At 71.7% G+C, this 12,420-nt stretch carries 9 protein-coding genes; 2 read left to right on the forward strand and 7 right to left on the reverse strand.

Annotated elements, in window-relative coordinates; translation table 11 throughout:
- Nucleotides 1-7: 7 nt before the first annotated feature.
- The 3 genes from ACGFIB_RS17320 to ACGFIB_RS17330 form a co-directional block, all read right to left on the reverse strand.
- Nucleotides 8-3,499, reverse strand: coding sequence for a discoidin domain-containing protein (locus tag ACGFIB_RS17320; protein ID WP_393372742.1), 3,492 nt, complete (start codon nucleotides 3,497-3,499; stop codon nucleotides 8-10).
- Nucleotides 3,500-3,517: 18 nt separating this feature from the next.
- Nucleotides 3,518-5,302, reverse strand: a complete 1,785-nt coding sequence (locus tag ACGFIB_RS17325) for a discoidin domain-containing protein (RefSeq protein WP_393372745.1) — start codon at nucleotides 5,300-5,302, stop codon at nucleotides 3,518-3,520.
- Between the two features lie 262 nt (nucleotides 5,303-5,564).
- The gene (locus ACGFIB_RS17330) at nucleotides 5,565-6,020 is read right to left on the reverse strand and encodes a MarR family winged helix-turn-helix transcriptional regulator (protein ID WP_357250687.1); all 456 of its coding nucleotides are present in this window, start codon (nucleotides 6,018-6,020) and stop codon (nucleotides 5,565-5,567) included.
- A 105-nt stretch (nucleotides 6,021-6,125) separates the two neighbouring features.
- On the opposite strand from ACGFIB_RS17330, the gene ACGFIB_RS17335 reads away from it, so the two are divergent.
- Both ACGFIB_RS17335 and ACGFIB_RS17340 read left to right on the forward strand, forming a co-directional pair.
- Nucleotides 6,126-7,166 (forward strand): aldo/keto reductase, encoded by a 1,041-nt coding sequence (locus ACGFIB_RS17335; RefSeq protein WP_393372749.1) that lies wholly within the window; start codon nucleotides 6,126-6,128, stop codon nucleotides 7,164-7,166.
- Entirely contained in the window at nucleotides 7,163-8,287 is a 1,125-nt protein-coding gene (locus tag ACGFIB_RS17340) for a Gfo/Idh/MocA family protein (RefSeq protein ID WP_393372752.1), read from the forward strand. The genes ACGFIB_RS17335 and ACGFIB_RS17340 overlap by 4 nt, the downstream gene beginning before the upstream one ends.
- A gap of 6 nt (nucleotides 8,288-8,293) precedes the next feature.
- Here ACGFIB_RS17340 and ACGFIB_RS17345 read toward each other — a convergent pair whose 3' ends face one another.
- The 4 genes from ACGFIB_RS17345 to ACGFIB_RS17360 form a co-directional block, all read right to left on the reverse strand.
- Entirely contained in the window at nucleotides 8,294-8,950 is a 657-nt protein-coding gene (locus ACGFIB_RS17345) for a response regulator (protein ID WP_393372755.1), read from the reverse strand.
- Nucleotides 8,947-10,107, reverse strand: a complete 1,161-nt coding sequence (locus tag ACGFIB_RS17350; protein ID WP_393372758.1) for a sensor histidine kinase — start codon at nucleotides 10,105-10,107, stop codon at nucleotides 8,947-8,949. The genes ACGFIB_RS17345 and ACGFIB_RS17350 overlap by 4 nt, the downstream gene beginning before the upstream one ends.
- A 242-nt stretch (nucleotides 10,108-10,349) precedes the next feature.
- Entirely contained in the window at nucleotides 10,350-11,435 is a 1,086-nt protein-coding gene (pdhA, locus tag ACGFIB_RS17355; RefSeq protein WP_357250673.1) for a pyruvate dehydrogenase (acetyl-transferring) E1 component subunit alpha, read from the reverse strand.
- A gap of 174 nt (nucleotides 11,436-11,609) precedes the next feature.
- The gene (locus ACGFIB_RS17360; RefSeq protein WP_357033202.1) at nucleotides 11,610-12,221 is read right to left on the reverse strand and encodes a TetR/AcrR family transcriptional regulator; all 612 of its coding nucleotides are present in this window, start codon (nucleotides 12,219-12,221) and stop codon (nucleotides 11,610-11,612) included.
- Nucleotides 12,222-12,420 lie beyond the last annotated feature (199 nt).

Below are 12,420 nucleotides of genomic sequence, written 5' to 3' on the forward strand. Positions count from 1 at the left end.
GCGGGCGTCACGACCAGCCCTGCAGGCCGGCTCCGTACGGATAGAGGGGGTTGCCGTAGGTGGTGGGGACGGTCTGGCCCGCGTCGATGCGGGCCCGGATCTCCGACCGCTGGGCGGCGGTCGCGCCCAGGTCGTAGGGGAGGTTCCAGTCCTCGACGGCGTCGGCGAGCACGTCGCCGCCGCCCGCCTTGAGGACCTGGTCGAGGCTGCGCGGCAGCTGCCACGGCAGGCGCCCGCGCGGCGTGTAGTCGCCGAACAGGAGCGAGGCCGTGGCCGGGCCGACCTCCTCACCGCCCCGGTACGTCACCACGATGGCGTCGGCCAGGCCGTTCCACTCGCTGATGACGATGGGCCGGGGGAGGGTCAGCACGACCACCACCGGGACGCCCTGGTTCTTGAAGTTCTGGATGACGGCCAGCTGGTCGGCGGGCAACTGGGGCTGCTCCTTCACCCAGGCGGTGGCGTGTGTGTAGGTCGGCTCGCCGACCGCCACGATCGCGAGCGTGGGTGACGGCCCGGTGTCCTGGTAGACGTTGACGCCCGTGGTGGCCGCCCGCGCCCTGACCGCGTCGAGGAGGGTCTGCGAGCCGTACTCCTGGTGGAAGAAGCTCGTCCAGATGCAGCAGGCCGATCCGTCGGTGGCCCGTGGGCCGGCCACCACGACGTTGTCGCCCGCCTTGAGCTTCAGCGGCAGCACGCCGTTGTTCTTGAGCAGCGTGACGGACTCCCGGGCGGCCTGGTTGGCGAGCGCGACGTACGACGGCTGGTGGAAGCGGTAGGGCCCGTTCACCGGGTCGCCGTACGGGTGCTCGAACACGCCGAGCGTGAACTTCAGGCGCAGGATCCGGGTGACCGCGGCGTCGATCCGCGCGATCGGGACTCCTGCGAGGAAGGCCGCCATGGTGAACCCGGTGGCTCCGGGGTCGGCGCCGCCCATCACGTCGGAGCCGGCGTTCGCGGCCTTGACCCAGACCGACGACGGCAGCCAGTCAGTGGTGATGAGACCGGTGTAGCCGAGGTTGGTCCGCAGGTAATCGAGGATCGGCTTGCTGTCGCCCGCGCCCGAGCCGCCCGGGTCGAGGTAGGAGCTCCCGGCGTACCCCGGCATGATGTTGACCGCGCCCGCCTCCATCGCGGCCCTGAACGGGATCATGTGGTACTTGATCGTCACCGCGTCGTAGGTGATCCCGGCCTCGCCGCCCGCGCCCTCGCCCGGCCAGTGCTTGACGGTCGCCAGCACCGAGGCGGGATTGAGCTCGGGGCCGCCCTGCAGCCCGGCCACCAGCGCGTGGACCTGCGCGGCCGCGACGTCGGCGTTCTCGCCGTTGCCCTCCTGGATGCGGGGATAGAGAACCTTGGTGCCGACCTCGGCGAGCGGGCCGAGCACGCCGCGCGCCCCGACCTCCAGCTCCTCACGGCGCTGCATGTCGCCGAGCTTGTAGTCGAGCGCGTAGTCCTTGCCCGCCGCGAGCGTGCTCTGCAGCGGATAGGTGGTCTGGTATCCGGCGATGGTGTCGCCCGCCGAGACGGGCGGGATGCCGAGCCGGGTTCCGGACGCGCTCAGCAGCACGGCGTGCAGGTCGTTCGGCAACGCCGGGCCGAAGTGCCAGCCCGACAGCGGGTAGGTCTGGGCGTTGTAGAACATCTGGTACGCCTTCTCCTCGGGGGTCATCCTGCCGAGAAGGTCGTTGACGCGGGTTTCGACGGGCAGCCGCCAGTTCTCGTACGGCTCGATCGTGCCGTTCTTGTTGAGGTCGCGGGCGCCGTTCACGATCGCGACGCCGTCGGCGACCTGCTCGACGTCGGGCAGGTAGAGGCTGAAGGTGCGGATGTTCGACGTCGTCCTGCCGCCCGAGCCGCTCACCGCGACGACATACCACTTGTACGTCCACCGGTCGGGGATGTCCCAGGTGGGGGTGTAGCTCGTGCCGGTCGGCTCGGCGACCTTGGTGTAGAGGTCGATCAGGTTGCCCGAGGCGGTGAAGTCGTAGTCGGTGCGGCTGACGTTCAGCCAGACCTCGTAGCGCACCGCGCCGGAGACGGCCGCCCAGGAGAACGCCGGCCGCCGGGTGTCGGTGATCATGGCCTTGTCGGCGGGGGCCGACAGCGCGAACTGACCGGTGGTCGCCGGGGCCCTGGAGGGTGAGGACAGCAGGGGCGCGGTCGTGGCCGCCGTGTCCACGGTGCCGAAGACCTGGAACTCCCACAGCGAGTACCCGTAGCCCGTCGCCCGGGCGGTGCCGACGAAGCGGACGTAGCGGCCGTCGCCGGTGACGCTCAGGTTCTCGACGCCGCCCCTGCCGCCGGTGGTGGTGTGGATCGGCGTCCACGACGTGCCGTTCGCGGAGACCTCGATCCGGTAGCCGGTGGCGTACGCGGACTCCCAGTTGAGCGTGACGCCGGTGACGTGCCCGGCGCCGCCGAGGTCCACCCGCAGCCACTGGTCGTCGGAGTACTGGCTCGACCAGCGGGTCGTCGTCCGTCCGTCGAGCGCCGCCGCCGGAGCGTTGCCGCCCTCCCAGGACGAGGCCGTCACCTGCTTGTACGCCGAGATCGGTGTGCCGCTCGGCGGTGGGTCGGTCGGCGGTGGGTCGGTCGGGCCGCCGCCGCTGGTGTGGACGGCGAACTCCCACAGGGAGTAGCCGTAGCCGGTGGCGCGGGCGGTGCCGTACAGGCGGACGTAGCGGCCGGTGCCGCTGACGGTGAGGGTCTGGGTGCCGCCGGTGCCGGAGGTGGTGCTGTAGAGGTCGGTCCAGGTGGAGGCGTTGCCGGAGACCTGGATCTTGAACGCGGTGGCGTAGGCGGTCTCCCAGGTCAGGACGACCGTGCAGATCGTCCTGGCCGAGCCGAGGTCGACCTGGAGCCACTGCGGGTCGGCGGCGGCGCTCGACCAGCGGGTGCCGGGGTCGCCGTCCAGGGCCGCCGACGCGGGCGTCCCGGCGTTCTCGGTGGACGAGGCGATGGCGGGCCGGTTCAGCGCGGCGTTGGAGCCGGCGCAGCCCGAGGACGTGCCGGTGGTGCCGTAGACCTGGAACTCCCACAGCGAGTAGCCGTAGCCGGTCGCGCGGGCGGTGCCGTACAGCCGGACGTACCGGCCGGTGCCGTTGACGGTGAGGGTCTGGGTGCCGCCGGTCGCGGTGGTGGTGGAGTAGAGGTCGGTCCAGGCGGAGGCGTTGTCGGACACCTGGATCTTGAACGATGTGGCGTAGGCGGTCTCCCAGTTGAGAATGACCTGGCTCAGCGTCGCCGTGGTTCCGAGGTCGACCTGGAGCCACTGCGGGTCGCCGAAGGCGCTGGACCATCGGGTGCCCGTATCGCCGTCCACCGCCGCGGAGGCGGGGGTGCCGGCGTTCTCGGTGGACGAGGCCGTCGCCGTCCTGCCCTGCGACAGCAGGACGGGCGCGGCGTACGCGGGCCCGGCGACGACGCTCGCGAACAGCGCGAGCGCCGCGGCCAGCATGAGGGAGAGCCCGCGCCGGAGCGTGAGGGGGTGTGTCATGGCGTCTCCTGCCTGCCGCTACCAGCCGACCGCGACCAGCAGCCACTGCGGATCGCCGTGCGAGATGAACGAGGACTGGCCCGCGTAGTCGTCGTAGGGGAAGCCGTAGGCGAGCTTGCCGATCGCGTGGTCGTGCCAGAACTTCGCGTAGTAGTTCGCCGGCGCGGCCTTGTAGTAGTTCGACGCGTCCGACTGCTGGGCGTCGGACAGCCCGGCGACGTGCCGGTTCAGCGCCGCGCACATCTTCGGCGCCTCGGAGAGCGGCCCGGCGCACCCGGTGACCTGCGAGGTCGTCGCCGTCACGCCCTGCTGGGCGGCGTAGCCGGTGAAGTAGTTCGCGTACGCCCCGCCGGGCTGGAAGATCGACGCGCTGCCCGGGGCCGGGATGCGGTACGGCGCCTGCACCTGGGCCAGCTGCTTGAACTCGGTGGGCACCTCGTCAATGAACCGCTGGAACGTCGCCGCGCGGGACTCGGCGAACGTGGCGTAGTCCTCGCCGACCGCCACGTCGTAGCCGTCGCGGGCGTGCAGGCGCATCGCGAGCTTCAGGCCGAACGCGTCCACCCGGGTCGTGTTGCCGTTGAACACCGACGGCCCGACGGTGAACTCGATGAAGTCGTAGTACTGGCTGTTGGGGGAGCCGAGGTAGAAGTACATCCGGCCCGCCGTGTTGGCCGGCATGTCGAAGTAGGGCTGCTCGGCGATCGAGTGGACCTGACCGTTGTAGCTCCAGTAGACCTGCGAGTCGGGATACTGCCCGTTGGTCCGGTTGAGGATCTTGACCATGACGACGTTCCCGGCCGCCGGGATGGTCGAGGTGTCGCCCCAGAAGGCGTCGGGCGGGGTCGTCGGGCCGGTCGTCGGATCGGTCGTCGGATCCGTCGAGCCGCCCGTGGTGTTCACGGTGAAGTTCCACAGCGAGTAGCCGTACGCGGTGGCGCGGGCGGTGCCGTACAGGCGGACGTAGCGGCCGGTGCCGTTGACCGCGAGGGTCTGGGTGCCGCCGGTGCCGGTGGTGGTGGAGTAAAGGTCGGTCCAGGTGGAGGCGTTGCCGGACGCCTGAATCTTGAATGCGGTGGCGTGGGCGGTCTCCCAGGTCAGGACGACCTTGCAGATCGTCCTGGCCGAGCCGAGGTCGACCTGGAGCCACTGGGGGTCGCTGAACGCGCTGGACCAGCGGGTCGCGCTGTTGCCGTCCACGGCGGCGGACGCGGGCGTCCCGGCGTTCTCGGTGGACGAGGCGGTCGCGGGCCTGCCCTGGGCGGCGTCGGCCGTGCCGCAGGCGGTGCCGGACGTCGTGCCGTAGACCTGGAACTCCCACAGGGAGTAGCCGTAGGCGGTGGCGCGGGCGGTGCCGTACAGGCGGACGTAGCGGCCGGTGCCGCTGACGGTGAGGGTCTGCGTGCCGCCGGTGCCGGTGGTGGTGGAGTAGAGGTCGGTCCAGGCGGAGGCGTTGTCGGAGACCTGGATCTTGAACGATGTGGCGTAGGCGGCCTCCCAGTTGAGGACGACCTGGCTCAGCGTCGCGGAGGTTCCGAGGTCGACTTGGAGCCACTGGGGGTCGCCGAAGGCGCTGGACCATCGGGTGCCGGTGTTCCCGTCGACGGCGGCCGACGCAGGTGTCCCGGCGTTCTCGGTGGACGAGGCCGTCGCGGTCCTGCCCTGCGACAGCAGCGCGGGCGCGGCCGTCGCCGGCGTGGACACGGCCGCCGCGGCGACGACGCAGGCCACGACCAGGACCAGTGCGCTGAGCGCGGCCGTCAGGACGCGGCGCGTGGGATGGATCCTCGAACGCTGTCTCATGATGGCGATTCCTCTTCGGGGGGTGAACGAGGCGAGCCCTGCCCCAGACACTGATCGCCTTCGATACTTAGGTCAATACTTGAATTTAGTGTGCAAGGAAACGATCTTGACCTTCGATATCCACTGTCGCCGACAGCCGGGAGTTGCGGTGAGCGGGCGCGTGATCCTCGGCGCTGATCCTCGGCGCTGATCCTTGACGGTGGGGGCGGCCGGGTTCGGCGGGCGGCGGTTCACTTCTGGTCTTCCGGGACCGGGGGGCACGTCAGAGCCGGCTGAACACGGAGGTCAGCGTTTCGATCTCCTCTGCGGAGAGCTTGCCGGTGAGGTGGCGGCGTACGGCGGCGTCCAGGCCGGGGTGCACGGCGGCGATGGCCGCGCGCCCGGTGCCGGTGAGGGTGACGATGACGCCGCCGGCGCGCTCGCGGGCGACCAGTCCGCGGGTGCTCATGCGGGTGAGCTGGTGGGAGATGCGCGTGCGGTCCCAGCCGAGCGACGCGGCGAGCTCGCTCTGGCGCAGGGCGCCTCCCGCCTTGTTGAGGTTGACGAGGATCGTCAGGTCCGGCTCGGACAGGCCCGCCGCCTCGGCGGCGTCCGCGATCACGCGGGCTCGGACGACCTCGTGGGCGCGCTTGAAGGCGACCCAGAAGTCGACGGGCTCCTGCGCGGCTCCGGTCGCGGACCCGTCCGTTTCCGCGGTCTCTCCATCCCGTGTTGACATATCAACGTTCCTCTTCCTAGTGTTGAAATATCAACGCTAACAGAGGGCCGTGTTCGCGCCGGCCCCGTCGGCGGCGTCCATGCTTCTCGGCCCACTGGAGGCGCCATGCACACCCGACCTCTTAGTACCGGCGGCCCTCGGGTCGCCCCACTCGCCTTGGGCTGCGCCGGCATGTCGGACCACACCGCCCCCGCCGACGAGGCCGATGCCGTCGCCACTATCCGCACCGCCCTCGACGCCGGCGTCACCCTCCTCGACACCGCCGACTTCTACGGCATGGGCCACAACGAGGACCTGATCCGCCGCGCCCTCCGCGCCGCTGATCGCGACAAGGCGCTCCTCAGCGTCAAGTTCGGCGGTCTGCGCGACCCGGAAGGAGCCTTCGTCGGCATCGAGGGCCGGCCCGCCCACGTGAAGAACGCGCTCGCCTACTCGCTGCGCCGCCTCGGCAGCGACCACGTCGACATCTACCGCCCCGCGCGCCTCGACCCCGGCACCCCGATCGAGGACACGATCGGCGCGATCTCCGAGCTGGTCCGGGCCGGGTACGTGCGCCACATCGGGCTGTCAGAGGTGGGGCCGGACACCATCCGCCGTGCTCACGCCGTGCACCCGATCTGCGATGTGCAGATCGAATACTCCCTGTTCAGCCGTGACCCCGAGACCAACGGCATCCTGGACACCTGCCGCGAGCTGGGGATCGGCACCACCGCCTACGGGGTCCTCGCGCACGGCCTGCTCACCGGCGCCTACCGGCCACCCGCCGGAGGCGACCCGCGCGCCGGCTGGCTGCCTCGCTTCCACCCCGGCAATCTCGCCGCGAATCTCACCCTCGTCGACCGGCTGCGGCCGCTCGCCGACGCGCACGGCATCAGCGTCGCGCAACTCGCCACCGCCTGGGTCATCGCCCAGAGCCGCGAACGCGGCGCCGTCGTGGCCGTCCTGGGCATCCGCCGGCCCCACCACGTCGAGGAGGCCCTTGCCGCGACCGGCGTCGTCCTGACCGGCACGGACCTCCGCACGATCGACGAGGCCGTCCCGGCGGACGCGGTGGCCGGAACCCGTTATGCCGCACCCCTCATGGCCCTGCTGGACAGCGAACGCACCGCTGTGCCGTCTACAGAAAGAACAGGCTGCGAACAATGAACACCACTGCGTCACCGCTTGCCGAACGTGCCCGGTCCGGGAAGCCGATCGGAGTAGGGATCATCGGGCTCGGGGCGAACGGAGGCTGGGCCGGGCGCTCCCACCTGCCGGCCCTGCGTGCCGTCCCCGGTTACGAGCTGAGGGCCCTGAGCGCGAGTTCGCAGCAGTCGGCGGAGCGCTCCGGACACAGGCACGGAGTGGCCCGCACCTTCGGAACGGCGGCCGAACTGGCCGCCTGCGACGAGGTGGACCTCGTGGTCGTGGCGGTGAAGGTGCCGCACCACCGGGAACTGGTGCGGACGGCGCTGAGCGCCGGCAAGAGCGTGCTGTGCGAGTGGCCGCTGGGCAACGGGCTCGCGGAGGCCGCGGACATGGCGTGGCAGGCGCGCGACCACGCGGTGCCGACCGTCGCCGGGCTCCAGGCGCGGTCGCACCCGGCCCTCGCCTACGTGCGGGATCTCGTGGCCGACGGCTACGTGGGGGAGGTGCTGTCCACGACGGTCGTCGGCTCCGGCGGCGCCTGGGGCGCCACCGTCGGCCCCGGCGACCACCACGTGCTCGACGCCGCCAACGGCATGACACTGCTGACCGTCCCCTTCGCCCACACCCTCGACGGACTCGCGTCCGTCCTGGGAGAGCCCGAGGACCTGCGGATCCACCTGGCGTCGCGGCGTACGTCGGCCGTGGACACCGAGAGCGGACGGCCGGTGCCCATGACCGCCGCCGACCAGGTGGTGGCCTCGGGACGGCTGCCGGGCGGCGCGGTGGCCACCTTCCACTACCGCGGAGGCATGTCCCGGGGCGTCAACTTCCGGTGGGAGATCAACGGCACCGAGGGAGACCTCGTCCTCACCGCCCCGGTCGGCCATCTCCAGCTCAGCCCGATCACGATCGAAGGCGGCCGGGGGACGGCCACCGGGCTCGCTCCGCTGGAGGTGCCGGAGGCCTACGTCCGCGTCCCGCTACTGGACCCCCACGCCGACGCGCCGGCCTACGCGGTCGCCCACGCCTACCAGCGGTTCCTGGACGATCTGCGCGAGGGCGGCACGCCGGGCGTGCCTGATTTCGCGCACGGCGCCGCCCGGCACCGCAGCGTCGAATCCGCCGTCACGACGGCGTGACCGGCGTCAGCCGCCGGGCCGCACCAGGCCGCTCTCGTAGGCCAGGATCACGAGCTGGACCCGGTCGCGGACGTCCAGCTTGGCGATGGCCCTGGCGACGTGGGTTTTGGCGGTCAGGGGGCTGATGACGAGGCGCTCGGCGATCTCGCCGTTGGACAGGCCGAGCGCGACGAGCCGCACCACCTCCAGCTCGCGGGTGGTGAGGGCGTCCATCCGCCGCCCGGCGTCGGGCGCGAGGTCCTGCCGCCGGGCGAACCGCTCGATGACGCGCCGGGTGACGCGGGGGGACAGGAGCGCGTCGCCGGCGGCCACCGCGGTCACCGCGCGGCGCAGCTCGGCCGGTTCGACGTCCTTGGTCAGGAAGCCGCTGGCTCCGGCGCGCAGCGCGGCGAAGACGTGCTCGTCGGTGTCGAAGGTGGTGAGGATGACGACCCGGCAGTCCTGACTGGTGACGATGCTCCTGGTGGCCGTGATGCCGTCCGTCCCCGGCATGCGGATGTCCATGAGGACGACGTCGGGGCGGGTGCTCGCGGCCAGCCGTACGGCCTCGGCGCCGTCGGCGGCCTCCCCGACGACGGCCACGTCCCGCGCGCGTGCCAGCAGGCTGCGGAAACCCGCGCGTACGAGTGCCTGGTCGTCGGCGAGAAGCACTCTGATCGTCACTCCGCCGAGCCTGCCACAGGGATCTCGGCCCTCACAGTGAAGCCCTGGTGGGCCGGACCGGCGGTGAGCGTGCCGCCGAGGGTGCGCACCCGCTCGCGCATCCCGGTGAGGCCGTTCCCGTCCGTGATCCCGCCGCCGGTCGGGTCGCCCTTGCCGTTGTCGGTGACCTCGACGGTGACCGATCGCGGGTGGCGGCCGACCGACACCTGGGCCGTGGTCGCCCCCGAATGCCTGAGCGTGTTGGCGAGGGCCTCCTGCACGATGCGGTGGACCGCGACGGACGCGGGGGCTGGGATCGTGGACAGATCCCCGTGTTCGTGGAGGGTGACGCCGAGCCCGGCGGCGCGGGCGTCGGCGACGAGCGCGCCGAGCGCTGACGCGTCGGGCTGGGGCGCGGTGCCGGCGGGACCCTCCCGCAGGACGGCGATGAGCGAGTTGAGGTCCTTCATCGCCCGGTTCCTGACGTCCTGGGCCAGGCGCAGCGCGGCGGCGGCCTCGGCTGGCTCCTCCCGCAGGGTGTCGGCGGCGACATTGAGGTGGACACCGACGACGGCCAGCGTGTGGGCGACGATGTCGTGCACCTCCCGTGCGACGCTCAGGCGCTCCTCCGCGGCGCGGGCGCGATATTCGGCCTCGCCCAGCAGGTCGCGCCGGCGCTGCGCGGCGGCGTAGGCGAGGCCCGCGGCGACGAGGGCCGCGAGCAGCGCCCCCTCACCGAGGGTGTGGATGAGGTAGCGCGTGAGGTTCCTGCCGATGATCCACCGGGCGTCGACGGCGGAGTAGACGAGCTGGGCGACGCCGACGCCGACCACCCAGCGCACGCGGGAGGTGCCGGCGGCGGTGAAGTACGCCGCCGCCACGGGCCAGATCCACCCGGCGGGAGACCAATGCGTCAGGTGGTAGGCGAAGACGGCGGCGACCGACAGCAGCAGCACGGTCATCGGCCACCGGCGCCGGACGAGCAGGAGCGCGCCGAGGAACAGCGCGAGGGGAATCTGGCCGTCCCAGGGGTTGCGCACACCCGTGGCGAGCGCGACGGCGACGAAGAGGACCACAGTGAGAACGGCGAACGCGACGTCGGCGATCCACCCGGTCTGGCGAGCCTGGCTCGAACGGTGAGCGGAGGCGGGTTCGGGCACGGTGTGCGACGCGGCCATGCGGGCCCTTTCACGAGGGACTGGTGACGCCGCAACGCTAGGCCGGGGCGCGTCCGCGCCGCGTCGTCCGGCCACAGGCACCTCGCGCATCCTCCGCCGGAGGTACGGCTACTCCGCCCGGAGTACTCCGGATCCGCGAAGACCTGACGCGGACCGGCCGGAACGCGGGCCGGCCTGAAGGGCGGCGTCACCGTACGGATCGGTGTGCCGCGCCGGGTCCTGATCGCGTGAGCCGCCGGTGGTCAGGCGCCGGGCTCCTCGAAGCGGTCGAGATAGGCGGCGTACCAGGCGCGCTCCTCCTCCACCAGTGCGTGCCGATCGGCGTAGACGTGGTCGAACATGGCGTCCACCGGCGGGTCCGGCATGGCGATGATCCCGTCGCGCAGTTCGAGCGCCATGCGGTCGCCTTCCTCGTCGACCTCCGTGAAGAACGCCTCGTCGGCCATGCCCTCCCTCAGCAGGTACGCCCGTATGCGCGCGATCGGGTCCTTCTTCCGCCACTCGTCCAGCTCCTCGGCGGGCTGGTAACGGCCCGGGTCGTCGGAGGTGGTGTGCGGGCCCATCCGGTAGGTGTACGCCTCGATGAGGAACGGCCCGGCCCCGGAGCGCACGTGCCGCAGCGCGGCCCTCGTCACGGCGAGGCAGGCCAGCACGTCGTTGCCGTCCACCCGTACGCCGGGGAAGCCGAACCCCCGCGCGCGCTGGTAGATCGGCGCCCGGCTCTGCCGCCCGACGGGGTGGGAGATGGCCCACTGGTTGTTCTGGCAGAAGAACACCACCGGCGCGTCGAACACGGCCGCGAAGTTGAACGCCTCGCTGACGTCCCCCTCGCTCGCCGCGCCGTCGCCGAAGTAGGCCACGACGGCCGAGTCGTCGCCGTCCCTGCGGACCCCCATGGCGTACCCCACGGCGTGCAGCGTCTGCGCGCCGAGGACGATCGTGTAGAGGTGGAAGCGGGTCTCCCGGGGGTCCCAGCCGCCGTTCGTCGTGCCCCGCAGCATGCCCATGAGCGCGAGCGGAGCGATGCCCCGGCACCAGGCGACGCCGTGCTCCCGATAGGAGGGGAACACGTGGTCGTCCGGCTCCAGTGCCCGGCCCGAACCGATCTGGGCGGCCTCCTGCCCCAGACAGGGGATCCACATCCCCAGCTCGCCGAGACGCTGGAGCGCGAATGCCTCCCGGTCGATCCGGCGCACCAGCGCCATGTCGCGGTACAGCCCCCGATACTGGCTCTTCGACAGGTCCAGGTCGTACTCGGGGTGCGCGACACGCTCGCCTTCGGGCGTGAGCAACTGGACCAGATCTTCGGCCTCGTCCTGGCGCCGCACGTCGTCTCCTCTCTGACAACGGTGACCGCTGCCCGGCGCACCGGACCCCTCTTCGTCGACGGGTTTGTCGCACCGTGCGCAGCCAATCATTGCGGCTGTGGCGCGCGAAGGTTCACACGGCGTGCCCGCCACGCCGGTGAGCTGCGGTTTTGTGTGACCGCCCATCGGCGGCGGTCAGCCGGCCGCGGCGGCGGGGCGCAGACCCGCGAAGACGATCGCGAGCGTACGGGCCCGCAGATCGGGCTCCCACCGGGTGTGCAGGGACGCCTGGCACACGCCGATCAGCAGGGCCATGACCTCCGGCACCCGGACGTCGGGACGTACGGCCCCGGCCTGCTGGGCCTTTCCGACGAGCACCTCGACGGCCTCACGCAGGGCGAGGACGGGCTTGGCGACGGTGACCGGGATGCCGGCCTGCGCGAGCAGGTCGACGACCGTCTTCTTCTCCGCGGCCTGCTCGACGGTGCGGGTGAAGAAGGCGAAGAAGGCGGTGGCGGGGTCGCCCTCGGCCGCGAGCGCCCGGGTCTCCTCGGTCAGCCTGACCGCGACCGCGTGCATGATCGCCTTCAGCAGGGACTCCTTGGTGGGGAAGTGCCGGAAGACGGTCCCGATCCCGACCCCGGCCTTCTGGGCGATCTCCTCGGTCGAGGCGGAGGGGCCCTTGGCCGCGAAGACCGCCTCGGCGGCCTCCAGGATGCGCGTACGGTTGCGCCGGGCGTCGGCGCGCAGCGTCCTGGCCGGCGCACCGGAGATGTCCGGCTCGGGAACGCGCTGGTCCTTCGGCATCCCTCGGCTCTCCCCACGCCTCGATTGACACACGGATCGGCCGCTTCATAGCCTGTAACCGAAGTGGAGACTCCGATTGTAGGTCACGCCGCAGCGAGGAGTGCAGATGTTCGAGAGGTTCACCGACCGTGCGCGGCGGGTTGTCGTCCTGGCCCAGGAAGAGGCTCGGATGCTCAACCACAACTACATCGGTACTGAG

Source organism: Microbispora bryophytorum, assembly GCF_043197435.1.
In the GTDB taxonomy this organism is placed as follows: Bacteria; Actinomycetota; Actinomycetes; order Streptosporangiales; family Streptosporangiaceae; genus Microbispora; species Microbispora bryophytorum.